This is a genomic window from Leucobacter sp., from assembly GCF_053528595.1.
In genome coordinates this window covers 1-21,920 of record NZ_JAIVPF010000018.1, presented here as the reverse complement: position 1 = coordinate 21,920, position 21,920 = coordinate 1, and the positions used below count along the sequence as shown (strand labels likewise).

The following is a 21,920-nucleotide window of genomic DNA, read 5'->3' as shown; positions in this document are numbered from 1 at the left end:
GCACGGCTTCGCGATCCGCCTCCCGCAATTCGCGCACCACGCGCCCGGGGACTCCCGCGACGAGGGAGTGCGGCGGGATCACCGCTCCCTGCGGCACCAGGGCGCCGGCGGCGACGAGGCACCCCTCGCCCACCACGGCTCCGCTCAGCACCGTGGCGTTCATCCCGATGAGGCACCCGTTCCCGATGCTGGCCCCGTGCAGCACGGCGTTGTGTCCCACGGAGACGTCGTCGCCGATCAGGGCGGCCCCGCCCTCGCCGCGCTGGGTGTGCACGACGACCCCGTCCTGCAGATTGCTGCGCTCGCCGATGCGCACGGAGTTGGAGTCGCCCCGCACCACGGCGTTGTACCAGACGCTGCTGTCCGCTCCGATCGTCACGTCCCCCACGACGACTGAGCCGGGCGCGAGCCAGGCCGTGCCGTGCACCTCGGGAGCACCGTACGGCTCCACCGCGAAGATGCGCCCGCGCGTGTCCGCATCAGCACCGTCGCCCCCGCCCGCACCGGTACCGGGATGCTGCGTCTGCGTCATCGGGTCTCCTCCGGGTAGCGAAAAGCCCCTACCTCGCGGTAGGGGCTCGATCGCTCCCCCGGCTGGGCTCGAACCAGCGACATCCTGATTAACAGTCAAGCGCTCTGCCAACTGAGCTACAGGGGATCATTGCCGAAGCAACCCCTCTATCTTAGCAAGAGCGGAAATGGCTCTGCAAATCGGTGCCGCGGTCCCGGGCGGGTCGCCGCGGAGCGCCCGCCCGGCGCCGCTACTCCTCGGCGATCTCGTCGTAGGCGGTGGCGCGCAGCGCCTGCGCGAGCAGCTGCACGTAGCCGTGATCCGCGTGCCGGAAGATCTCGTTGATGTCGCCGTGACCCACCGTGCGCCCGTGCTGCATCACCAGCACATCCTCGACGAGGGCCTCGAGCATGCCGATGTCGTGGCTGATGAGCAGCAGGGTCGCGCCGGTGCGCTCGCGGTACCAGCGCAGCAGCTCGACGATCTTGGGGCGGTTGTTCGCGTCGACCCCGAGCGTGGGCTCGTCGGCGATGAGCAGCGTCGGATCGAGCATGAGCGAGCGCACCACCGCGACGCGCTGACGCTGTCCCTTCGAGAGTTCGTAGGGGTACTCCTGCAGCTTGGCGAGGGGCAGCGCGACGATGTCCATCATCTCGGCGATGCGCTCGCCGAGCGCCTCCCGGTCGAACCGCTTGCTGCGCTCCACGATCGGCTCGAGGAGGATGTCCCCCACGTTGAGCTCCGGGGTGAGCGTCGCTCCCGCGTCCTGCGCGAGGTGACCGACGTAGGCGGTGAGCCTCGCGCGGGTGCGGCGGCCGAGACGCCGCATGGAGAGATCCATGACGCTCGCGGCGCCGCCCGTGAGCCTGATCCGCCCGGACTTCTCGCCGGCGTCATCGGCGCGTCCGGCCAGGAATCGCGCCAGCGTCGACTTGCCCGAGCCGCTCTCCCCCAGCAGGGCCATCACCCCGCCGCGGGCCAGGTCGAAGCTCACGCCCTCCACGGCTTCGAACTCCCGCCCGCCCGCGTGCGCCGGGTAGGACAGCGACAGATCTGAGACTCGGATGATCGGATCGGCTTCGACGACGGGCTTGGCCATGCCTGAAGAGTTTACTCCTCTCGCAGGCCGCGCCGCGCCGCCTCGAGCGCCACGAGCTGCTCCTGGATGCGCCTCGCACCGGGGTCGGTGTGGTCGCCGATGCGCTGCAGCCGGGCGAGCAGTTCCCGCTTGAGCGCGAGCAGATCCCGGTCGAGCAGCGAGATCACCACGTCGCGCGCGTAGGCCGCGAGCTGCTCCGGGCGCCGCTGCGGCATCGGGGCGATCGCGAGTTCCCGTACGAGACCCCGGTGGCTGTCGGGCGTGGCGGCCAGCACGGCGTCGAGCCAGCCGGGCGTGGCGAGCTCCGGCAGCGCGGCCGCCACGGCATCGCGCACGATCCGGAGCTCGGGCTCCATCACCTGCGCGGTCACCGCCTGCTGCATCAGCTCGGCGCCGACGCTCGCGCCCTGCTGCAGCATCGCCATCAGGGCGTCCCGTTCCAGCCAGGTCGTCGGCGTGTTCCGCAGGCTCGAGAGCGTCGCCCGGGGCGCGGTCGGGGGTTCGGCTTCGGGGAACGGCGCGTACGGATCCTGCCCGGCCCCGCCTCCGCCGTTCCGGGGGTGCGGCTGCGAGGAGGACTGCTGCGGGGCGCGCTGCTGAAGAGCCTGCGGCTCGCGGGATCCCCCGCGGTCGCGGGGACCCCGCTCCACCGCGCGAACCGCCTGCTGCACCTCGCCGAGCTCCATTCCGAGCATGCGGGCGAGCTCACGCGTGTAGCCGGGCCGCAGCGAGGGATCCTTGATGTCGGCGATGATGGGCGCAGCGGCCCGCAGCCCCGAAACGCGGCCCTCGACGCTGTTCAGGTCGAAGCGCGCGATCGACTGGCGCAGCGCGAACTCGAACAGCGGCACCTTGCGGGTGAAGAGCTCGCGCACGGCGTCGTCGCCGCGGTGCAGCCGCAGATCGCAGGGGTCGAGCCCCTCGGGGGCCACGGCGACGTAGGTCTGGGCGGTGAACCGCTTCTCCTCGCTGAAGGCGCGGAGAGCCGCCTTCTGACCCGCCTCGTCCGGGTCGAAGGTGAAGATCACCTCGGCGGCCGAGTCGTCGCCCATGATGCGGCGCAGCACCGCGATGTGGTCCTTGCCGAACGCGGTGCCGCAGGTCGCGACCGCGGTGTCGATCCCCGCGAGATGGCAGGCCATCACGTCGGTGTAGCCCTCGACGACCACGGCCCGCTTGCCGCGGGAGATCCCGCGCTTCGCGAGATCGAGGCCGTAGAGCACCTGCGACTTGTGGTACACCGGGGACTCGGGCGTGTTGAGGTACTTCGGACCGTTGTCGTCGTCGTAGAGGCGCCGCGCCCCGAAGCCGAGCGTCTGCCCGCTCGTGTCCCGGATCGGCCAGACGACGCGTCCCCGGAACCGGTCGTAGACGCCGCGCTGGCCCTCGGAGACCAGCCCCGACTGCGCCAGCTCCTGCGGGGTGAATCCCTGCGCGCGCAGGTGCTTCGTCAGGTGGTCCCAGCCGCGCGGCGCGTAGCCGACGCCGAATCGCTCGCAGGCGGCGGCGTCGAAGCCCCGCTGCGTCAGGAACTCGCGCCCGGCGGCGCCCTCCTCTCCGGCGAGCTGCGCCGTGAAGAACTCCGCGGCGGCCTGGTTGGCGGCGAGCAGCCGGGCGCGGTTCGGGCCCTCCTCCCGCCGCACCCCTCCCTCCTCGTAGGTGAGCACGTAGTGGATGCGCGCCGCGAGGCGCTCGACCGACTCGGTGAAGGTGAGGTGGTCCATGCGCTGCAGGAAGGTGAAGGCGTCGCCCGACTCACCGCAGCCGAAGCAGTGGTAGTAGCCGAGCGCGGGCCGCACGTGGAAGCTCGGGCTGCGCTCGTCGTGGAACGGGCAGAGGCCCTTCATCGAGTCGATACCGGCGTTCTTGAGGGTCACGTAGTCGCCCACGAGATCGGCGAGATTGGTGCGACGCTTCACCTCTTCGACATCGCTCGCGCGGATCCGACCTGCCATAGGGGGAAGTCTAGTGGGCGCGGGATCCGGGGCCGGGAGGAGCCGACGCGGTGGGGTCGAGAGGCGTCGGGGTCGTCCTAGGCCAACGGCGCATCGCACAGCCGGCGGTACCAGGCGATGGCCGACTGGTCGGTCAGCGACGCCACCTGGTCGACCACGGCACGCCGCGCCTCGGCCTCGGATCCGGCCGATCGCAGGTCGGCGGCGTACGCCGGCTCGAGTTCGCTCGCGCCCGACTCCCACAGGGTGTGCAGCAGTTCGATGAGCAGGCTGCGCTGGCGGCGGTAGGTGGGCTGCCGGCGTCCGCTCTGCATCACGAAGGCCGCGACGATCCCCTTCAGCACCGCGATCTCCGCGCGGATCTCGCGCGGCACGAGCAGCTCGGCCGGAGCATCGGGATCCGTGCCGTAGCGGGCCAGCGGACGCCCGTCGGCCGCCTCGAGGGTGGCCTGGATCGGCGCTCGCGCGAACCGGCCGATCATGTCGCTGGTGAAGTTCTTCAGCTGGGCCTGATCGCGACGGGATCCGTCCCAGCGGGTCAGCCAGTTGGCGCCGGCCGCCATCCGGTCGTAGGCCGCACCGAGCTCGTCGGCGCTGAACCGCCCGTCCGCCCACCCCGCGACGGCGCGGATCAGCGCCGAGTGGCCCGAGCGGGCGGTGAGGATCTCGGGGTCGATGTGCTCGCTGACGACCGCGTCCTCGAAGTCGTGCACCGAATAGGCGATGTCGTCCGAGAGATCCATGATCTGGGCCTCGATGCACTTGCGGCGCTCCGGCGCGCCCTCGCGCAGCCAGTGGAACACTTCGGCGTCGCTCTCGAAGTAGCCGAACTTGGCGCTGCCCGGGGCGGCCTCCGCCAGCGCCCACGGGTACTTGCAGCTCGCGTCGAGGGTCGCCCGCGTCAGGTTGAGCCCCACGCTCGTGCCGTCCGGCGAGAAGTGCTTCGGCTCGAGCCTCGTCAGGATGCGCAGCGTCTGCGCGTTGCCCTCGAATCCCCCGAAGCCGGCCATCCACTCGTTCAGGGCGTTCTCGCCGTTGTGGCCGAAGGGCGGATGGCCGAGATCGTGAGCCAGGCACGCCGTGTCGACGACATCCTGCGAGACACCGAGCGCCACCGCCAGCTCGCGGCCGATCTGGGCGACCTCGAGGGAGTGCGTCAGCCGATTCCGCGCGAAATCGACGCCCGCGGCGGGGCTCAGCACCTGGGTCTTCGCGGCGAGGCGGCGCCAGCCGCTGGAGTGCAGCACGCGGGCGCGATCCCGCGCGAAATCGGTGCGCGTCCCGCTGTGGTGCTCAGGCAGGAAGCGCTCGGAATCCGTCGGCGAGTATCCGAGGGCGGGCGCGGGATCCTGCCGCAGCAGCGTCTCAGCCACCGTCGGAGCCCCCGTCGACGCGTTCGCCCTCGGCGACGGCGGCCCGGTCGGCGCTGTCGCTGGTGCGGCTGTCGAGCCAGCCGTCGGGCAGGTGCACGCGCTTCGGGCTCCCGGCTCGGCCCCGCTGCCCCTCGGCGCCCTCGCCGGGATAGGGCATGGAGGCGTCCATGGTGGCGAAGATCTCGTCCATCTGCGCCAGGGACTCGACCGCGGCGAGGGCCCGGCGGGTGTCTCCGCCCACGCCGTAGCCCTTGTAGTACCAGGCCACGTGCTTGCGGATGTCGCGGCAGGCCCGATCCTCCTCGCCGTCGAAGAACTCGACCAGCAGCTCGGTGTGCCGCCGCATCGCGTCCATGACGAAGCCGAGCGGAGGTTTCGCGAGGGCCGCGTTCGCCTCCTCCCGGCTCAGTTCGCCGGCCTCGGCGCGGAACGCCGCCGCGAGGTCGCCGAAGAGCCAGGGGCGACCCAGGCAGCCGCGGCCCACCACGACACCGTCGCAGCCCGTCTCGCGGACCATGCGGATCGCGTCGTCTGCCGACCAGATGTCGCCGTTGCCGAGCACCGGCACGCTCGTCACCGCCTCCTTGAGCCTCGCGATGGAGCTCCAGTCCGCCTGCCCCGAGTAGAACTCGTTGGCGGTGCGTCCGTGCAGCGCGATCGCGGCCACGCCGGCGCCCTCCGCGGCGCGAGCCGCGTCGAGGTACGTGAGGTGGTCCGCGTCGATCCCCTTGCGCATCTTCACCGTGAGCGGGATCGGACCGGCCGCCCGCACGGCTCCCTCGACGATGGCCCGGAACAGGTCGCTCTTCCACGGCAGCGCCGAGCCGCCGCCTCTGCGGGTCACCTTGGGCACCGGGCAGCCGAAGTTGAGGTCGATGTGGTCCGCCAGATCCTGATCCACCAGGAAGCGGACCGCCTCCGAGACGGTCCGTGGGTCCACCCCGTAGAGCTGGATGGAGCGCGGGGTCTCGCTCTCGTGATGCTTGATGAGGCGGAGCGATGCGGGGGTGCGCTCGACGAGGGCGCGGCTCGTGATCATCTCGCTCACGTAGAGACCGGCGCCGTACTCGCGGCAGAGCCGCCGGAACGCCGTGTTGGTGATGCCTGCCATCGGCGCGAGCACGACGGGCACCTCGAGCTCGAGGGGGCCGATGCGCAGGCGTGCATCGGTCAGTGTCTGGGAAGTCATATCCCACCCATTCTCTCACGTGGCGCGCTGGGGGTGCAGTGCCGCGGCCCTGCAGTCCCGCGGCCCTGCAGTCCCGCGGCCCTGGAGTTCCAGCGTCACGGCGCACGCGGGGCCCGCGCCCGGGAGATCCGTCGCGCTGCTCTCGCCGATGCGCCGCAATCGGCCGAGCTGGGTGTGATGACCCATCGCAATCGGTCGAGCTGCCTGCGATCGCCCGTCGTAGTCGACCGTGCTGCCTGCGATCACCCGTCGTAGTCGACCGAGCGGCATAGAACGCGCGCCGCGATCGACTGCGCAGTATCCGCGCTCGCTGCACGCAATGGTGCGGTGGCCGTATCGCATTCGGGCTGCGATCGACCCCGCCGTATCCACACGGGCCGCAATCGACACCGCCGTTGCACCCGTCGGATTCGGACCCTCGACTGAAGGCCCTCTTCTCGGACCACCTCGTGCGGGACATTCAGCACACATCCTTGGAGCGAGCTCACCAACGATTCCGGGTCCGGTTTGTCGGATACCGAGATATCGGCGCGACGGGGCGGCGGGCGCACCGGTCCGGGCCGTCAATGTCAGTGGTCGCTGATGCAATATCCCCATGCACACCTCGTTCCTCGATCCGGGACCCGGCCCCCACCCCTATGGTGAGGCGCTCGGCGTGATCGAGATGCTCGAGCGTCGGCAGCGTGCGATGGACGCGGCCCGGGTGACGCTGATGGCGGCGGCGCTCGAGCAGGTGGTGGAGACCGCGGAATCGGGACGAAGCCGCGAGATCGCCTACCGCTCGCTGCGGGCGGAGTTCGCGACGGCGCTCGGCCAGAGCGAGCACCTCGTCGAGCAGCAGATGAGTCTCGCGCACAGTCTCACGAACGACTACCGCGCCGTCCACGAGGCGATGGATCGCGGTGAGATCGCCTACGCCCACGCCCGGGTGATCGTCGAGGCGGGCACGGTGATCGGTCCGGGCGACGCCCCGCAGACCGTCGCGCGCCGAGCGGGCTACGTGCTCGAGGCGCTCGAGACGGCCGTCCGGGAGACCCCGAATCGCCTGCGCGCGACCGCCCGGGTGCTCGCGGAGTCCTGGGCCGAGACCCACATCGAGGAGCGGCGCCGGGAGGCCCGTGCTCGCCGTCAGGTGGCGCTCGTCGACGAGGACGACGGCATGGCGCTGCTGCTCGCCCGTCTTCCCGCCGTCGAGGCGCACGCCGCGTTCGATCGGATCACCCGTCTCGCGCAGGCGTGCGAGCGCGGAGAACGGGTGGTGCGCGACCTCGGCGGAGCGGGCGTGGCGGCGCCCTCGCTCGACGCCGACACGGGCATCGGCATCGGCATTCACGCGGGCATACACGCTGACGGCCGCGCCCACGCGGACACCGGAACCCACGCTGACGGCGGCACCGACGCCGACACCCGCGCGAATACCGGCACCGGCGCCGGCTCGCGCACCCGAGACCAGCTGCGGGCGGACGTACTGGCCGATCTCCTGCTCGCCTCCGACGAGCAGGCGCTCTTCGCCGGTGACGCCGCGGAGTCCGTACGGGCGCGCGTGCAACTCGTGATCCCGGTCGAGACGGTCGAGCCCGGGCCGGCCCGTGGAAAGGACGCCCGAGCAGACGACGGAACAGCCGGCCGGACAGACGACCGAAGCTGCAACCGAGTGGACGACGGAACGTACGACGCGACCGGCGAGCAAGCAGACCGCCGAACCGACGACCGAGCAGACCCCGGAACAGACCGCCGAACAGGCCGCCGAATGGACTATCGGGCCGACGATCCGGACCACGGCCGAACCGATGTTCCAGCGCGCGATCGGTCCTCGGCGAGGCCGGCCTGCGAACTGCTGGGATACGGCGCGATCGACGGCGGCGCTGCCCGGCGCGTCGCCGGTGCCGCGGCGGAGTGGAACCGGGTGCTCGTCGAGTCCGTCACCGGCGAGGTGATCCGCGTGGAGCGATATCGTCCCAGCGAGCAGATGCGGCGCACCCTGGGCGCGAGGGATCGCCGCTGCAGATTCCCGGGCTGCCGTGTGCCGGTATCCCGCTGCGATCTCGACCACACCGTAGACGCCGCCCTCGGGGGCGCGACCTCGACCGACAACCTCGCCCACCTCTGCCGCGGCCACCACGTGCTGAAGCATCACTCCGAGTGGCGGGTGGTGCAGCAGCAGGGCGGGGAGCTCCGATGGACGAGCCCCGCCGGGAGGAGCTACGTCGACCGACCGGAGAGGCTCCACATGCCTCGTCGCGGCGGTCGGCGCGAAGAACCCCCGGAACCGGCGCGCTCAGCTGTGCTCAGATCGGTCCGCGCGGTCCGTTTCGCGCTCGAGGATGACTCCGCACCGATGTTCTGAATGGTGTTCTGACGGGTGTTCTGCGTGCTGCCGCCACCGCGCGGTTCTCACCGTCACCCGACCGTACCCCGACGTCAGCCCTCGGGCCGCGCCCCGTCATCTCCTCCTCGAGCCACACCCCGGCCAGCCCCGTCAGTCCTCGGGCTGATCCACGGCGCCGCCGAAGCGCCGGTCGCGCGAGTGGTAGATCTGAATCGCGCGCCACAGCTCCCGCCGTCCGAAGTCGGGCCAGAGCGTGTCGAGGAACACCATCTCGGCGTAAGCCGATTGCCAGAGCATGAAGTTGCTCGTGCGCTGCTCGCCGGAACTGCGCAGGAAGAGGTCGACGTCCGGCAGCTCGGGCACGTAGAGGTGGCGCTCGATCGTGCGCTCGGTGATCCCGTTGGGCGACAGCCGGCCCGCCTTCACGTCCGCCGCGATGGACCGCATCGCGTCCGTGAGCTCGTTGCGCCCGCCGTAGTTGACGCACATCGTGAGCGTCAGCCCGGTGTTGCGCGCGGTGGCCCGCTCCGAGGCCTGCAACTCGCTGATCACCGAGCCCCAGAGACGCGGCTTGCGGCCGGCCCAGCGCATCCGAACGTTCCAGGCGTCGAGCTGCGCCCGCCGGCGGCGCAGCACGTCGCGGTTGAAGCCCATGAGGAAACGCACCTCGTCGGGTGAGCGCCGCCAGTTCTCGGTGGAGAAGGCGTACACGCTCAGATGCTGCACGCCCGCCTGGATGGCCCCGGCGACCACATCGAGCAGCGCCTGCTCCCCCATGCGGTGCCCCTCCACGCGCGGCAGGCCCCGCCGGTTGGCCCAGCGGCCGTTGCCGTCCATCACGATCGCCACGTGCTGCGGCGGCGGTCCGGTGAAGCGGGGCGGCTGCTCGCCGGTCCAGTCGACCGGGACGAGGGTGTCGGGGGCTTGGGGCATGCGTGAAAGTTTATGCCCGCGGAGCGCTGAAGGAGCGCAGACCGCGCTCGAGATGCCACTGCGTGTAGGCCGCCGCGATGCCCGCCGCTTGCGCGCGCTCCCGCTCCGACGAGGCGAGCGCCGCATCCCAGTCCCCGGCCAGCAGCGCCGAGAGCAGTGCGATGCTCCCGGGATCGAGCCGCGGCGAGCCCGGAGGCCGGCACGTCTCGCAGACCACGCCGCCGAGCTGCACGGCCACAGCCGTGTGCGGACCGGGCGCGCCGCAGCGCACGCAGGTCTCGAAGCCGGGAGTCCAGCCGGCGAGCGACATCGCGCGCAGCAGATAGCCGTCGCGCACGAGATCGGGCGGGATCCGGCCGCCGGCGAGCGTGCGCAGCGCGCCCACGAGCAGCGCGTAGAACTCGCGCGAGGTCTCTCCCTCCGCCAGTCGCTCCGCGGTCTCCACGATCGCGCTGCCCGCGCGGTACCGGTCGTAGTCCGCGCTGATCGACGGCCCGTACGCTCCCAGCGTCTCCGCCTGCGTGATCGTGTCGAGCGTGCGGCCCTCGAAGCACTGGATGTCGGCGACCATGAACGGCTCCAGCCTCGCGCCGAACTTCGACGAGGTGCGGCGCACGCCCTTCGCCACTGCACGCAGCAGACCGCGGCCGCGGGTCAGCAGGGTCACGATGCGGTCCGCCTCGCCCAGTTTGTGCGTGCGGAGCACCACGCCTTCTTCGCGATACAGGGGCACACCACGATTATCCCGCATGCGGGAGAATGGTCGGGTGCTCGCCGACACCTTTCACATCCCGCTCGCAGTCGACCTGGTCGCGGTCGGCGTGGGCAGCCTGCAGGGCGCGCTCTTCGCCGCGGGCTTCAAGCGCATCGATCTGCTGGGGGTGGCGATCATCGGGATCGCATCCGGCATCGGGGGCGGGTTCCTCCGCGACATCCTGCTCGGCATCGCACCGGCGACCCTCAGTGTGAACCACTACCTCCTCGTCGCGACGGGCGCCGCCTTCATCGGCATGCTGCTGCCGCGACTGCTGCAGAAGGTGGATCCGGTCATCACGCTGCTCGACGCGCTGAGCATCGGCATGTTCGGCGCGATCGGGGTGACCAAGGCCCTCGCGATGGGTCTTCCCGTCATTCCCGCGATCTTCATCGGGACGGTCGCCGCGGTCGGCGGCGGCGTGCTCCGCGACCTGATGCTCAACATCCCCATCGGACTCATGCACGTGGGATCGCTCTACGCCGTCGCGAGCCTCGCCGGCGTCGCCGTGCTCGTCGTGCTCCAGGCGTTCGGCGTCGAGGTGTTCGTCGCGGGGATCGTCTGCGTCGTGGTCACCGCGGCGGTCCGGCTGCTCTCCGTGCGTTTCGGGTGGAGCCTGCCGGAGCAGCGCGCGCTCAGCAGGATCCGCCTGCGGCGTCAGCGGCAGGTCGAGCAGGCGATCGAGGAGGCGCTGCACACGGGCGCGATCACCCTCCCGGAGGAGCCGATCGATCGCGATGGGGAGGCGGGCGACGACGCGGACCGCGACGGGCCGACAGGCGCCCGCTGATCCGCGCTCAGGTGCGAGCGCCGCGTCGCCGGCCGAGCTTCGACTCCGCCTCGCGCCAGGCCCGCTGCGCGGGCGTCTCGCCCCCGGGCGTCGCGGACGGGCGGTCGAAGCGCTCCATGCGACCCGCCGCACCGCCCCGCCCGAGGTGCCAGGCGTGCGTGATCGCCAGCGCGAGCGCGTCGGCGGCGTCGGCGGGCTTCGGCGGGGCCGCGAGGCCCAGCAGCCGGGTCACCATCGTCGTCACCTGCGCCTTGTCGGCGCTGCCGTACCCCGTGACCTGCGCCTTCACCTCGTTGGGGGTGTAGAGGGCCACGGGGATCCCGCGCTGCTGCGCCAGATACATGACCACACCGCTGATCTGGGCGACGCCCATCACACTCGCGACGTTGTCCTGGGCGAAGACGCGCTCGAGTGCGATGCTCGCGGGCTTCTCCCCGTCGAGCAGGCGCTCGATGCTCGAGCCGATGCGGTGGATCCGCTCCGGCAGCGGCGTATCGGCGGTGCTCGTGAGCACCTCGACATGCTCGAAGAACACCTTGCGCGAGGCGCCGGCGGTCACGATCCCCACACCACAGCGGGTCAGGCCGGGGTCGATCCCGATGATCCTCACGGCGCAGCCCCGCGAATCGCGCTACTCGTCGTTCTCGAGCTCGGCCTGCACCTCGGTGCTCAGGTCGAAGTTCGAGAAGACGTTCTGCACGTCGTCGCTGTCCTCGAGTGCGTCGATCAGGCGGAACACCTTGCGTGCGGTGTCCGCGTCGATCTCGACCTTGAGGTTGGGCACGAACTCGGCATCGGCCGAGTCGTAGTCGATGCCGGCGTCGACGAGCGCGGAGCGGGCGGCGACCAGATCCGATGCCTCGGTGACGACCTCGAACGCCTCTCCGTTGGGGGTCGGGTTGACCTCCTCGGCGCCGGCCTCGAGCACGGCGGTGAGCACGTCGTCCTCGGTGGTGCCCTCGGCGGGCACCGTGATGACGCCCTTGCGCGCGAAGTTGTAGGCCACGCTGCCCGGGTCGGCGAGGGTGCCGCCGTTGCGGCTGAGCGCCGTGCGCACCTCGGCGGCGGCGCGGTTCTTGTTGTCGGTGAGGCACTCGATCATGAGGGCCACGCCGTTCGGGCCGTAGCCCTCGTACATGATGGTCGTGTACTCGACCGCGTCGCCGGTGAGGCCGGCGCCGCGCTTGATGGCGCGGTCGATGTTGTCGCCGGGCACGGAGTTCTTCTTCGCCTTGTGCACGGCATCGGCGAGCGTCGGGTTGCCCGCGATATCGGCGCCGCCGATGCGCGCCGCCACCTCGATGTTCTTGATGTACTTCGCGAACGCCTTGGCGCGCTTCGCGTCGATGACGGCCTTCTTGTGCTTGGTCGTCGCCCACTTGGAGTGTCCGGACACGGGAGCTCCTCTTTCCTGAAAGTCGAATCGGTAGATAAGTCTAGGAGGTGCGCGCTAGGGGTGCGGCCACGCCGCCGCGATCGCTTCGCGCACGTCGCCCAGCAGCTGCGGCAGCGCCTTCGTCTTGGCGATGATCGGGAAGAAGTTCGCGTCCGACGCCCACCTCGGCACGATGTGCTGATGCAGGTGCGCGGCGATCCCCGCCCCCGCGATCTCCCCCTGGTTCATGCCGATGTTGAAGCCGTCGCAGTTCATCACCTCGCGGGCCACGCGCATGGCGACCTGGGTCAGCTCCCCGATCTCCGCGACCTCCTCGGGCGACGCCTCGTCGTACTGCGAGATGTGCCGGTAGGGGCAGACGAGCATGTGGCCGTTGTTGTAGGGGAACAGGTTGAGCAGCACATAGGCGGTTCGCCCGCGCGCGACGATCAGGGCGTCCTCGTCGCGGCTCTCGGGCGCCGCGCAGAACGGGCAGTCCGCGCGCCCCGGCTGATGGTGATCCGCCACGTACACCATGCGATGCGGCACCCACAGGCGCTCCATCTCATCCGGTGTGCCTACGGCAGCGGTGCTGCCGAGATCCTCCGTCCGGTCCACGCGTCTACTCCGCCCAGGCGGTGGAGACCTGCTCGTGCGTCGCGATCGATCGCACGATCCGCTCGATCGCCTCGTCGACGGGCACCCCGTTCATCTGCGTGCCGTCGCGGAATCGGAAGCTGACCGAGCCGGCGGCGCGATCCTCCTCGCCCGCGATGAGCTGGAAGGGCACCTTGGCCTTGGTGTGCGTGCGGATCTTCTTCGGCATGCGGTCGTCGCCGTGGTCCACCTCGGCGCGCACCCCGCGCTCGCGCAGCCGCGCGACGATCCCGTCGAGGTACTCGCCGTACTGCTCGGCGACCGGGATGCCGACCACCTGCACCGGCGAGAGCCAGACCGGGAACGCGCCGGCGTAGTGCTCGAGCAGGATGGCGAAGAAGCGCTCCACCGATCCGAGCAGGGCGCGATGGATCATGACCGGCTGCTTGCGGGTCCCGTCGGCGGCGGCGTACTCGAGCTCGAACAGCTCCGGCTGGTTGAAGTCGAGCTGCACGGTCGAGAGCTGCCAGGTGCGTCCGATCGCGTCTCGCGCCTGCACGGAGATCTTGGGGCCGTAGAACGCCGCTCCTCCGGGATCGGCGACCAGTTCGAGCCCCGACTCCTCGCCGACCTCGCGCAGGGTCTGCTCGGCCTCCGCCCACTGCTCCTCGGTGCCCACCGACTTCTCGGGATCCCGCGTCGACAGCTCGAGATAGAAGTCGTCGAGGCCGTAGGCGCGCAGCGTCGAGAAGACGAACTCCAGCTGGCGCTTGATCTCGTCCTTCACCTGCTCGTCGGTGACGTAGATGTGCGCGTCGTCCTGGGTCAGGCCGCGCACCCGGGTGAGGCCCGAGAGCGTGCCGCTCTTCTCGTAGCGGTAGACGGTGCCGAACTCGGCGAGTCGCAGCGGGAGCTCGCGGTAGCTGCGCGCGCGGGCCCGGAAGATGAGGTTGTGGAACGGGCAGTTCATGGGCTTCAGGTAGTAGTCCTGGCCCGGCTTGACCACCGCGCCCGTCTCAGGATCCTCCACCGCATCGAGGTGCATGGCCGGGAACATGCCGTCCTTGTACCAGTTGAGGTGCTGGCTGGTCTCGAAGAGCGTGCCCTTGGTGATGTGCGGGCTGTTGACCACCTCGTAGCCGTTCTTCAGCAGCTCCGAGCGCATGAAGTTCTCGATCTCGTGGCGGATGATGCCGCCCCGGGGGTGGAACACCGCGAGGCCCGAGCCGATCTCATCCGGGAAGCTGAACAGGTCGAGCTCGACGCCCAGCTTGCGGTGGTCGCGCTTCGCCGCCTCCTCGAGCCGGGTCTGGTAGGCGCGGAGCTCGTCCTTGGTGGGCCACGCCGTGCCGTAGATGCGCTGCAGCATCGGGTTCTTCTCGCTGCCGCGCCAGTAGGCGCCGGCGCTGCGCATGAGCGCCCAGCCGTTGCCGATCATGCGGGTGTTCGGCAGGTGCGGTCCGCGGCAGAGATCCTTCCAGCACAGTTCGCCCGTCTTCGGGTCGACGTTGTCGTAGATGGTGAGCTCGGCGCCGCCGACCTCGACGCTCTCGTTGTCCGCGCCCTGATCCGCGCCGCCCTTCAGCCCGATCAGCTCGAGCTTGTAGGGCTCGTCCGCGAGCTCCTCGCGCGCCTCCTCGTCGGTGACCACGCGGCGCACGAAGCGCTGGCCCTGCTTCACGATCTTCTGCATCTCGGCGGAGATCGCCTTCAGGTCCTCGGGAGTGAACGGCTCGGCCGGATCGAAGTCGTAGTAGAAGCCGTCGGTGATGGGCGGGCCGATGCCCAGCCTGGCCTCGGGGTTGATGCGCTGCACCGCCTGCGCGAGCACGTGGGCGGCCGAGTGCCGCAGGATGTTCAGGCCGTCCTCGGAGTCGATCGTGATGGGCTCCACCGTGTCGGCGTCCGTCACCTCCGCCGCGAGGTCGCGCAGCTCGCCGTTGACGCGCATCGCGACGATCGAACGATCGGTGAACAGGGAGAAGCCATCGGCCACGGGTGAGCTCCTTCGGGAGGGAACAGCTGACCCGACGATTCTAGTCGCCTCGCGCCGGTGCGCACGGTCGCGCCCGCGGTCGGCGGTACGGGCTAGCCTGAGCGCATGGCTCGGAACACGGAGACGCGGGACGCCCGATCGGGAGGCGCCGCCGACTGGCAGAACGACTCCCGCAGCATCCGGCGCGTCCACGTCTACGGCGACGCGGCCATCGACGACCGCTCGTGGCCCGCGACCGTCCCCGCGGTCCGCGCCTTCCTCGACGGCATCGGAGCGCGCGGCTGGGAGTTCTCGGCAGGGGTGACGTTCCTCGGGGGCGAGAACGGATCGGGCAAGAGCACGCTGCTCGAGGGCATCGCCGAGGCCGCCGGGCTCCCCGCCGAGGGCGGCAGCACGAACGGGGGCCGGGCGAGCTCGCGCACGGAGTCGCCCCTCGGCGGGTGGCTGCGGATCGAGCGCGGACTGCAGTCCTCCCGGTGGGGCTTCTTCCTCCGAGCCGAGACCATGCACGGCTACTACTCGTACCTGGAGGACATCGGCGGCCCGGACCCGGCGTTCCACCGGATGAGCCACGGGGAGTCGTTCAACCGGATCCTGGCCGAGAAGCTCGATCCCGAGCAGTTCGTCACCGGGCTCGCCCTGCTCGACGAGCCGGAGGCCGGACTGTCCTTCCAGTCCCAGCTGGGCTGGGTGACCGCGCTGGATCGGATGCGCTCCCGCGGCACGCAGGTGATCTGCGCGACGCACTCGCCGATGCTGACCTCACTGCCGGGAGCCACGATCCTCGAGCTCGGGGACTGGGGCATCCGCGAGGTCGACTGGCAGGACCTCGAACTCGTCCAGCACCACCGCCGGTACCTCGAATCGCCCGAACGATACCTCAGGCATCTGCTGGAGGAGTGACCGGCACGCACGCGAAAGGCCCCGGCGAAACCGCCGGGGCCTGTCCTCGGTGGGCGATACCAGACTCGAACTGATGACCTCTTCCGTGTGAAGGAAGCGCGCTACCAACTGCGCCAATCGCCCGTGTGCTGCGGGATCTGCGATCCGCACCAACCCGAACGATAATACACGGAATGACGGGTGGTCGTGACGCTCCGGTCGCGTTCGGCGTGTTCTCGCGGGATCGCGCTCAATCGTCCGGGCGTGTCGTCACGGGGGCGAGATCGCTGTTGAGCTGCTGGTCCAGTTCCGAGCTGATCTCGCTCAGCGTCGCGAGCTGATCGCGCAGGCCGTTGTAGTGATCGATATCGGCCTGCAGCGCCTCGAGCGTCCGCTCGAGATCCGCGCGCCTGGCCTCGAGCTCGTTCCTGATCCGCTCGAACTCGTCGGGCTTCTCGGAGAACTCCGAGCGCTTGTTGCGCGCGGAGAAGTCGGCGGCGTCCTCGTTGAAGGTCTCCACCGCGAGGTCGTAGTCGACCTTGCGGCGCTCCACGTCGTCCCGCAGCGTCGACATCTCGCTCTTCAGCGCGTCGGCCTGGTCCTGCAGCTCCACGAACACCGCGTGGTACTCCTCGAAGCGGGCGACCAGCGCGCCGCGATCCTCGAACCACTGCGCATAGTGCTCCTCGAGCCACGGCGGCAGATCGCTCACCTCCGTTCCGAGCACCGAGTGCAGCTCGTTGGCGAAGGCCGCATCCGAGAGGTGCTCGTACACCGACATGCGCTCTCGGAGCTCGGGATCCTCGTCGGCGAGGCGCTCGAACTCCTGGCGCAGCTTCTCCCCCAGCGCGTTGCGATCCCCCTCGCCCATGCGGCCGTAGGCGGCGTGCAGCAGTTCGTGGGCCGCGGTGACCTCGACGATTCCCTGGATCCGGTCGTCGGTCACGTCGAAGAGGTGGATCCGATCGGCCTTGTAGCACCCGAGCACGTGGCCCTGCTCCGAGTGATCGACGCCGGCGCACTGCTCGTTGAAGTGGCCGCTGCCGTCGACCGTCGGACGCGTGGCCAGGAAGATGCGCTCTCCGGCCGTGGTGAGCTGCAGATCGCCGAGCACCTGCTCCACCCGGGGGCTCGCCTCGAAGCCCCGCGCCGAGAAGTGGTCGCGGATCTCCTGGCGGTGCGTCACACTGAAGACGAGCAGCACGACCGCGACGATGAGCAGCAGCAATCCCAGTATGCGCTTCGCTCTGCTCCGTGGCCGTTCCCCCATGCATCCACCGTATCCGCGGGGAGTGACGAAGTGACCTCGATCCACGGATTCCGGTGTAACTTCTGAGCAACATCGGCGCGATTCCGGGCGGCGCGCCCGGGTGCCTCGGGACGATTTGCGCGGAGCCGCGAAACCCCCCTATAGTTATTCAGGTCGCGGCAACGCGGCGGAGTGCGGATGTAGCGCAGTTGGTAGCGCATCACCTTGCCAAGGTGAGGGTCGCGAGTTCGAGTCTCGTCATCCGCTCCAGTGACCGGGGAAGCCCGGTCGCTTTTGTGGTGGCAACCACTGCGGTGGCGTGGCCGAGAGGCGAGGCAGCGGCCTGCAAAGCCGTATACACGGGTTCGAATCCCGTCGCCACCTCGCTTCGAAAACTGAATAGCCTGATCAGGCGCGATTGGCGCAGCGGTAGCGCGCTTCCCTGACACGGAAGAGGTCACTGGTTCGATCCCAGTATCGCGCACGAGAACACACGAGAAGCCCCGGTTCCCGCCGGGGCTTCTCGCATGTACGGCCTCGGATCTCACGCAGCGACCTCGCGAGAATCGCGAACGCTTCGCGTCCGCCGGGGTTTCTCCCGTCTCCGCCGTTCCGCCGTCAGTGCGTGATGACGGCCTTCGCGAGGATGATCACCACGCCGAACGACGCGGTCGACAGCGCGCCGAGCAGGCGGACGTGGAGCTTCGCGCCCTTCCGCCGGTAGGCCACGTATCCGAGCCCGGCCAGAGCGGCGACGCACACCCACAGCGCCGCCCAGGTCGCCGTGGTGTCGCGGATCAGCCCGAGACTGCCGAGGAGGAGCGGGATCGCGGGCAGCAGCGTGGAGACGAGCATCCCCCGCGACTTCACGACCGCCCCGCGGGTCGCCTCCCCGATGCCCATCGGCCCGCCCTCCGCGGTGTCGGAGCCGTGGGCGGCGACGGTTCCCGCGTACACGTGCGCCAGCCAGAACACCGCGACCGTCACCAGGGTGAAGAGCAGCGTGCGCAGCGCGGGCGCGCCCGCGCCTCCCGACGCGGCGATGAGGCCGGACACCAGCACCAGGCCGTACACGCCCTCTTCGGTCGACATGGCTCGACTGAGGGGGAACTGGGAACTCATGCTCCCCACTGTAAACGCATCGGAGCATGCGCCGCCCCGGCGGGTGAGGGGGCGGTACGATCGAATCCCGAGCGGCACCCCTCCGGGTCGCCCGCGATCCCGAGGAGAACCCCATGGCAGCGAAGCAACCCGCGATGTCGCCGTCCGACATGCCCGTGGAGCAGGTGCTCGACCGCGCGACGGGCCCCCGGCGCGCCGAAGCCGACGAGCTGCTCGCGATGCACCGCGCGGTCAGCGGCGAGCCGCCGGTCGTGTGGGCGGGCCGCATCATCGGCTTCGGCGAGTACGAGTACCGCTACGAGAGCGGTCACAGCGGCCGCTCGCCGCTGCTCGCGTTCGCACCGGGACCCTCCCAGCACACGATCTACCTCACGAACCATTTCTCGGAGCGCTGGCCCGACCTCGTCGCGACGCTCGGCAAGCACCGCGCGAGCAAGGCCTGCCTCTACCTCACGCGCCTGACGGGCGTCGACCGCGATGTGCTGCGCGCGCTGCTGGGCCGGTCGCTCGAGGATACGCTGTCGCAGCTGCCGTAGGCCGCGCCTCGTGTCCGCACTCCGCTCCTCGTCGGCCGCCGTCCGGGCCGTGGCCCTGGTGCGCGTGGCGATCGGCACGATCGTCGCCCTCGTGGTCCTCTACGCCTATGTCGAGGGGTGGGGCCACGGCCGCGTCAACCCGTTCGACTACTTCGGGTACTTCACGAACCTGACGAGCCTGCTCACCGGCGGGCTCCTCGTCGCCACGGGCGTCCGCACCCTGCGCGGGCACCCGGGTTCGACGCGTCTCGCCTGCGCGCGCGGGGCGGCCACGGCCTGCATGGTGGTGGTGGCCGTGATCTACAACGGCCTCGTGCCCGGCACCGCCTCGGCACCGCCGTGGGTGAGCGCAGTGCTCCACGCCGCACTCCCCGGCTACGCCGTGCTCGACTGGTTCCTCGTCGGCGATCGCCTGCCACTGCCGTGGACCCGGCTCTGGCTCGTACTCCCCTACCCGCTGCTCTGGCTGGCCGTGGTGCTCGTGCGCGGCGCGACCGACGGCTGGGTCCCCTACGGCTTCCTGCTGCCCGAGCACGGAGCGGTTTCGCTCGCGCTGCACGTCGCGGCCCTGCTGCTGGTGCTGCTCGCGGCGGGCGCCGCGGTCTGGGGTGCGAGCCGCGTTCCCGGCATCGCGCGGTCGACGGCCGGACCGGCGGCTGCGCGGCGCGTCTGAACGCGGAGGATCCCCGCGCTCCCGGATGGGAACCGCGGGGATCCTCGTTGCGGCCTCCCGGCCGGAGCCGCGTGGCCGGCCATGCCGAACGCAGCCGGCCGGCGGAAGTCACCTGTCGAAGACGTCCTTCGCCGCGTCCTTGGCCTTCTCCGCGGCGCTCTTGAGATCGCCCTTGGCCTGATCAGCCTTGCCCTCGGCGACCTTCTTCTCGTCGTCGGTGAGGTGGCCGACGGCCTCCTTCGCCTTGCCCTTCAGCTTGTCCGCCTCGGCCGACAGCTTGTCCGATGCACTCATGTGGGACCTCCTTCGTGGTGTCGGCCACCACTCTCCCAGTGGGAGGGACCGGGCTCCAGGGGGTTGCCCGCGGAACGCATCTGTGCCAAGGTGGCGCCCGCCGGCGCGATGGCTACTCGTTGCCGATCTTGCCGTCGAGATTGTCCCGCGCGTCGGCGATCTTGTCGGCGTGCTTGCCACCGGTCACCTTGTTCGCGAGATCAGCGACCCCGTCGAGGATCCGGTCGCTGATCTGCTCCGCCTGCTCGCTCTTCAGCGCCTCCTCGACCTTGTCCGCGTTCTCCTTGGCGAACTCGCCGGCCTTGCCCGCGAGGTCGGAAGCCTTCTTGCTCAGATCGTCGATGCCCATGTGCGTTTCCTCCGTTCGCGGCCGAGCCGTTCGGCGCGCTGCCGCCATTATCCCGGTTCCCGCGATCTGCCGGAAGTACCCGTTGCCGAACGACCCCCGTGTGGAACCGCGCATCCCTTGAATCCGGGTCGCGGCGGGCGCAGACTGGGATGGTCCGCCTGCTGCATCGTCGCCGAGCGCGATGCTCGACCGAGAGGAAGCACCATGATCGGAAGACTGCACGCCGTGGTTCTCGACTGTCCCGAACCGACCCTGCTCGCCGAGTTCTACCGGGGCGTGCTGGGCGGCAGGATCGAGGTCGACGGCGACGACTGGGTCGACCTCGTCGACGGAGACGGCCCGCGCCTCGGCTTCCAACTCTCCCCCGGCCACGTGGCGCCGCGGTGGCCGAGCGATGACGGCGACCAGCAGTTCCATCTCGATGTGCAGGTCGACGACTTCGACGCCGCCGAATCGGAGCTCCTACGGCTCGGCGCCCGCTTCATCGAGGCGCACGAGGGCTTCCGCGTCTACCTCGACCCGGCGGGGCATCCCTTCTGCACGGTCGGCTGACTGCGGGGCGGGGCGGCTGGCGGGTTCGGGGTCAGCCCCGGATGGCGTGCGTGCGCACGACGGTCTCGACGGCGCGCGCGAAGCGGTCGCGCGCGAGCACGTGCCCCTCGCGCCGCATGTCCTCGTCGGAGATCCGGAGCACCCGGTCCGGGGCGAGGAAGCTCTCGCGCCCCTGGCCGTCCCAGCCCCCGGTGCCCACCGACACGAAGCCGCGGTGCTGCTTCGTGCTGAGGTAGCAGCCGGCCGTGGTGCGGGCGTCGATGCGCGCGACGATGAGCACCGGCCGGTCCTTGCCCCGGCCGTCGTTCTCTGCGTACGGCACCCACGCCCATACGACCTCGCCGGGATCGGGATCGCCATCGGGTTGCGGCGAGTAGCTGGGCCGCAGCTCCCGGATCTCGGCCGGGGTGAGATCCCGTGTCCTCGTCGTCTGCCCGCGACCGAGCCCGCCCGGCACCGCGGGCGGGGACGAGGAGCGCACCGCATCCGCGGCTCCCGAGCGCCGGGAGGCGTCGAGGAACGCCGTGGCGAACGAGCGCAGGAACTCGAGCAGCGCGCCGCCCGGGCGGCCCGCACCCCGGTCGCTCACTGCGGGATCTCGCTCGCCGTCAGCGCGTTGAGGCGCGAGATGCAGCGCAGGTACTTCTTGCGGTAACCGCCGTCGAGCATGCCCCCGCCGAAGATCGAGGTGAGCGGGATGCCCGTGGCCCGGATCGGGATCTGCGCGTCGTAGACCCGGTCGATGAAGGCGACGAAGCGCAGCGCGGCCGACTGGTCCGTGAGCTCGTGCACCTCGCGCAGGCCGATGCACTGCACGCCGTCGAGCAGCCCCACATAGCTCGAGGGATGCACGGTGGCCAGGTGGGCGATCAACTCCGAGAAGTCGTCGTCGGACATGCGCTCGCCGGAGGCCGCCACGTCCGCGAGGGCGAATCGGTAGGCGTCGTCGCCCAGCACGACGGCGTCGCCCTCGATGTCGCGCTGGCGGTAGTCGACGCCGTCGATGCGCACCGCCGAGAAGCGGTCCGACATGGCCTGGATCTCGCGCATGAAATCGGCGGCGGCGAAGCGGCCCTCGCCCAGCGCGTTGGGCGGGGTGTTGGAGGTCGCGACGATGCGGGATCCGGTGGCGGTGAGGTCGCCGATGAGTCGCGTCATGAGCATCGTGTCACCCGGATCGTCGAGCTCGAACTCGTCGATGCAGATCAGTCGCGCGCCCTGGAGCACCCCGACGGCGCCGTTGTAGCCGAGCGCGCCCACGAGCGCCGTGTACTGGATGAAGGTGCCGAAGTAGCGGCGGCCGGCCGTCGCGTGCCAGGTGGCCGCGAGCAGATGCGTCTTGCCCACGCCGAAGCCGCCGTC

The 21,920-nt window shown here is 70.5% G+C and carries 23 protein-coding genes and 5 tRNA genes; 9 read left to right on the top strand and 19 right to left on the bottom strand.

The features are described from left to right. The 6 genes from ACWKZU_RS02715 to dusB all read right to left on the bottom strand — a co-directional run. Nucleotides 1–532, bottom strand: a 532-nt coding sequence (locus ACWKZU_RS02715; protein WP_449280851.1) for a gamma carbonic anhydrase family protein, incomplete at its 3' end; no start/stop codon positions are given. 53 nt (nt 533–585) lie between these two features. Next, nucleotides 586–658: transfer RNA gene (locus tag ACWKZU_RS02710), tRNA-Asn, on the bottom strand. A gap of 103 nt (nt 659–761) precedes the next feature. Next, complete coding sequence (locus ACWKZU_RS02705; RefSeq protein WP_449280850.1) at nt 762–1,610, bottom strand: ATP-binding cassette domain-containing protein; 849 nt, start codon at nt 1,608–1,610, stop codon at nt 762–764. A gap of 11 nt (nt 1,611–1,621) precedes the next feature. Further along, entirely contained in the window at nt 1,622–3,565 is a 1,944-nt protein-coding gene (gene dnaG / locus ACWKZU_RS02700; protein ID WP_449280849.1) for a DNA primase, read from the bottom strand. A 77-nt stretch (nt 3,566–3,642) separates the two neighbouring features. Next, nucleotides 3,643–4,938 carry a deoxyguanosinetriphosphate triphosphohydrolase gene (locus tag ACWKZU_RS02695; RefSeq protein ID WP_449280848.1) on the bottom strand — a complete coding sequence of 432 codons (1,296 nt, stop codon included), beginning with the start codon at nt 4,936–4,938 and terminating at the stop codon, nt 3,643–3,645. Next, the gene (dusB, locus tag ACWKZU_RS02690; RefSeq protein WP_449280847.1) at nt 4,931–6,127 is read right to left on the bottom strand and encodes a tRNA dihydrouridine synthase DusB; all 1,197 of its coding nucleotides are present in this window, start codon (nt 6,125–6,127) and stop codon (nt 4,931–4,933) included. The genes ACWKZU_RS02695 and dusB overlap by 8 nt, the downstream gene beginning before the upstream one ends. Nucleotides 6,128–6,722: 595 nt before the next feature. On the opposite strand from dusB, the gene ACWKZU_RS02685 reads away from it, so the two are divergent. Further along, the gene (locus ACWKZU_RS02685) at nt 6,723–8,474 is read left to right on the top strand and encodes a DUF222 domain-containing protein (RefSeq protein WP_449280846.1); all 1,752 of its coding nucleotides are present in this window, start codon (nt 6,723–6,725) and stop codon (nt 8,472–8,474) included. Between the two features lie 132 nt (nt 8,475–8,606). On the opposite strand, the gene ACWKZU_RS02680 is transcribed toward ACWKZU_RS02685, so the two are convergent. Beyond that, nucleotides 8,607–9,389, bottom strand: a complete 783-nt coding sequence (locus ACWKZU_RS02680; protein ID WP_449280845.1) for an isoprenyl transferase — start codon at nt 9,387–9,389, stop codon at nt 8,607–8,609. A gap of 10 nt (nt 9,390–9,399) precedes the next feature. Continuing rightward, nucleotides 9,400–10,122 carry a DNA repair protein RecO gene (gene recO, locus ACWKZU_RS02675; RefSeq protein WP_449280844.1) on the bottom strand — a complete coding sequence of 241 codons (723 nt, stop codon included), beginning with the start codon at nt 10,120–10,122 and terminating at the stop codon, nt 9,400–9,402. Between the two features lie 16 nt (nt 10,123–10,138). On the opposite strand from recO, the gene ACWKZU_RS02670 reads away from it, so the two are divergent. Next, a complete protein-coding gene (locus tag ACWKZU_RS02670) occupies nt 10,139–10,933 on the top strand; it encodes a trimeric intracellular cation channel family protein (protein WP_449280843.1) in 795 nt (264 codons plus the stop codon). Between the two features lie 7 nt (nt 10,934–10,940). Here the strand turns inward: ACWKZU_RS02670 and ruvC are convergent, their stop codons facing one another. The 4 genes from ruvC to thrS are packed head-to-tail and all read right to left on the bottom strand — an operon-like array spanning nt 10,941 to nt 14,901. After that, nucleotides 10,941–11,543 (bottom strand): crossover junction endodeoxyribonuclease RuvC, encoded by a 603-nt coding sequence (gene ruvC / locus ACWKZU_RS02665; RefSeq protein ID WP_449280842.1) that lies wholly within the window; start codon nt 11,541–11,543, stop codon nt 10,941–10,943. 21 nt (nt 11,544–11,564) lie between these two features. Then, on the bottom strand, nt 11,565–12,329 hold the full coding sequence (locus tag ACWKZU_RS02660; protein WP_449280841.1) for a YebC/PmpR family DNA-binding transcriptional regulator: 765 nt from the start codon (nt 12,327–12,329) through the stop codon (nt 11,565–11,567). Between the two features lie 54 nt (nt 12,330–12,383). Further along, on the bottom strand, nt 12,384–12,872 hold the full coding sequence (locus ACWKZU_RS02655) for an HIT family protein (RefSeq protein ID WP_449280852.1): 489 nt from the start codon (nt 12,870–12,872) through the stop codon (nt 12,384–12,386). A gap of 58 nt (nt 12,873–12,930) precedes the next feature. Continuing rightward, nucleotides 12,931–14,901 carry a threonine--tRNA ligase gene (thrS, locus tag ACWKZU_RS02650; protein WP_449280840.1) on the bottom strand — a complete coding sequence of 657 codons (1,971 nt, stop codon included), beginning with the start codon at nt 14,899–14,901 and terminating at the stop codon, nt 12,931–12,933. Between the two features lie 105 nt (nt 14,902–15,006). Between thrS and ACWKZU_RS02645 the strand changes: the two genes are divergently transcribed. Further along, complete coding sequence (locus ACWKZU_RS02645; RefSeq protein WP_449280839.1) at nt 15,007–15,804, top strand: AAA family ATPase; 798 nt, start codon at nt 15,007–15,009, stop codon at nt 15,802–15,804. Between the two features lie 50 nt (nt 15,805–15,854). Here ACWKZU_RS02645 and ACWKZU_RS02640 read toward each other — a convergent pair. Together ACWKZU_RS02640 and ACWKZU_RS02635 are read right to left on the bottom strand one after the other, a co-directional pair. Beyond that, nucleotides 15,855–15,927: transfer RNA gene (locus tag ACWKZU_RS02640), tRNA-Val, on the bottom strand. A 106-nt stretch (nt 15,928–16,033) separates the two neighbouring features. After that, nucleotides 16,034–17,053 carry a hypothetical protein gene (locus ACWKZU_RS02635; protein WP_449280838.1) on the bottom strand — a complete coding sequence of 340 codons (1,020 nt, stop codon included), beginning with the start codon at nt 17,051–17,053 and terminating at the stop codon, nt 16,034–16,036. Nucleotides 17,054–17,226: 173 nt separating this feature from the next. Between ACWKZU_RS02635 and ACWKZU_RS02630 the strand changes: the two genes are divergently transcribed. From ACWKZU_RS02630 to ACWKZU_RS02620, 3 genes are all read left to right on the top strand, one after another. Beyond that, nucleotides 17,227–17,302, top strand: a tRNA-Gly gene (locus tag ACWKZU_RS02630). A 43-nt stretch (nt 17,303–17,345) separates the two neighbouring features. After that, nucleotides 17,346–17,416: transfer RNA gene (locus ACWKZU_RS02625), tRNA-Cys, on the top strand. Between the two features lie 28 nt (nt 17,417–17,444). After that, nucleotides 17,445–17,516: transfer RNA gene (locus ACWKZU_RS02620), tRNA-Val, on the top strand. A gap of 134 nt (nt 17,517–17,650) precedes the next feature. Here ACWKZU_RS02620 and ACWKZU_RS02615 read toward each other — a convergent pair. Beyond that, nucleotides 17,651–18,154, bottom strand: coding sequence for a hypothetical protein (locus ACWKZU_RS02615; protein WP_449280837.1), 504 nt, complete (start codon nt 18,152–18,154; stop codon nt 17,651–17,653). 113 nt (nt 18,155–18,267) lie between these two features. Here ACWKZU_RS02615 and ACWKZU_RS02610 point away from each other — a divergent pair, with 113 nt between their 5' ends. Both ACWKZU_RS02610 and ACWKZU_RS02605 read left to right on the top strand, forming a co-directional pair. Beyond that, complete coding sequence (locus ACWKZU_RS02610) at nt 18,268–18,690, top strand: DUF1801 domain-containing protein (protein WP_449280836.1); 423 nt, start codon at nt 18,268–18,270, stop codon at nt 18,688–18,690. A 10-nt stretch (nt 18,691–18,700) separates the two neighbouring features. After that, the gene (locus ACWKZU_RS02605) at nt 18,701–19,363 is read left to right on the top strand and encodes a Pr6Pr family membrane protein (protein ID WP_449280835.1); all 663 of its coding nucleotides are present in this window, start codon (nt 18,701–18,703) and stop codon (nt 19,361–19,363) included. A gap of 108 nt (nt 19,364–19,471) precedes the next feature. Here ACWKZU_RS02605 and ACWKZU_RS02600 read toward each other — a convergent pair whose 3' ends face one another. Further along, nucleotides 19,472–19,657: a CsbD family protein gene (locus ACWKZU_RS02600; protein WP_449280834.1), complete on the bottom strand. Its 186-nt coding sequence runs from the start codon at nt 19,655–19,657 to the stop codon at nt 19,472–19,474. 112 nt (nt 19,658–19,769) lie between these two features. After that, complete coding sequence (locus ACWKZU_RS02595) at nt 19,770–20,006, bottom strand: Rv0909 family putative TA system antitoxin (RefSeq protein WP_449280833.1); 237 nt, start codon at nt 20,004–20,006, stop codon at nt 19,770–19,772. A 204-nt stretch (nt 20,007–20,210) separates the two neighbouring features. Here ACWKZU_RS02595 and ACWKZU_RS02590 point away from each other — a divergent pair, with 204 nt between their 5' ends. Beyond that, nucleotides 20,211–20,558 carry a VOC family protein gene (locus ACWKZU_RS02590; RefSeq protein ID WP_449280832.1) on the top strand — a complete coding sequence of 116 codons (348 nt, stop codon included), beginning with the start codon at nt 20,211–20,213 and terminating at the stop codon, nt 20,556–20,558. A gap of 31 nt (nt 20,559–20,589) precedes the next feature. On the opposite strand, the gene ACWKZU_RS02585 is transcribed toward ACWKZU_RS02590, so the two are convergent. Together ACWKZU_RS02585 and zapE are read right to left on the bottom strand one after the other, a co-directional pair. After that, nucleotides 20,590–21,147, bottom strand: a complete 558-nt coding sequence (locus tag ACWKZU_RS02585) for a type II toxin-antitoxin system PemK/MazF family toxin (protein WP_449280831.1) — start codon at nt 21,145–21,147, stop codon at nt 20,590–20,592. Then, the coding region (zapE, locus tag ACWKZU_RS02580) for a cell division protein ZapE (protein ID WP_449280830.1) at nt 21,144–21,920 on the bottom strand (777 nt) is incomplete at its 5' end. The genes zapE and ACWKZU_RS02585, both read right to left, overlap by 4 nt.

Bases quoted from the DNA above. Each gene is read 5' to 3' on its own strand.
- ACWKZU_RS02705 (WP_449280850.1), bottom strand. From the start codon at position 1,610: ATGGCCAAGCCCGTCGTCGAAGCCGATCCGATCATCCGAGTCTCAGAT.
- dnaG (WP_449280849.1), bottom strand. From the start codon at position 3,565: ATGGCAGGTCGGATCCGCGCGAGCGATGTCGAAGAGGTGAAGCGTCGC.
- dusB (WP_449280847.1), bottom strand. From the start codon at position 6,127: ATGACTTCCCAGACACTGACCGATGCACGCCTGCGCATCGGCCCCCTC.
- ACWKZU_RS02685 (WP_449280846.1), top strand. From the start codon at position 6,723: ATGCACACCTCGTTCCTCGATCCGGGACCCGGCCCCCACCCCTATGGT.
- ACWKZU_RS02680 (WP_449280845.1), bottom strand. From the start codon at position 9,389: ATGCCCCAAGCCCCCGACACCCTCGTCCCGGTCGACTGGACCGGCGAG.
- ACWKZU_RS02670 (WP_449280843.1), top strand. From the start codon at position 10,139: ATGCGGGAGAATGGTCGGGTGCTCGCCGACACCTTTCACATCCCGCTC.
- ACWKZU_RS02655 (WP_449280852.1), bottom strand. From the start codon at position 12,872: ATGGAGCGCCTGTGGGTGCCGCATCGCATGGTGTACGTGGCGGATCAC.
- ACWKZU_RS02645 (WP_449280839.1), top strand. From the start codon at position 15,007: ATGGCTCGGAACACGGAGACGCGGGACGCCCGATCGGGAGGCGCCGCC.
- ACWKZU_RS02635 (WP_449280838.1), bottom strand. From the start codon at position 17,053: ATGGGGGAACGGCCACGGAGCAGAGCGAAGCGCATACTGGGATTGCTG.
- ACWKZU_RS02615 (WP_449280837.1), bottom strand. From the start codon at position 18,154: ATGAGTTCCCAGTTCCCCCTCAGTCGAGCCATGTCGACCGAAGAGGGC.
- ACWKZU_RS02610 (WP_449280836.1), top strand. From the start codon at position 18,268: ATGGCAGCGAAGCAACCCGCGATGTCGCCGTCCGACATGCCCGTGGAG.
- ACWKZU_RS02600 (WP_449280834.1), bottom strand. From the start codon at position 19,657: ATGAGTGCATCGGACAAGCTGTCGGCCGAGGCGGACAAGCTGAAGGGC.
- ACWKZU_RS02595 (WP_449280833.1), bottom strand. From the start codon at position 20,006: ATGGGCATCGACGATCTGAGCAAGAAGGCTTCCGACCTCGCGGGCAAG.
- ACWKZU_RS02590 (WP_449280832.1), top strand. From the start codon at position 20,211: ATGATCGGAAGACTGCACGCCGTGGTTCTCGACTGTCCCGAACCGACC.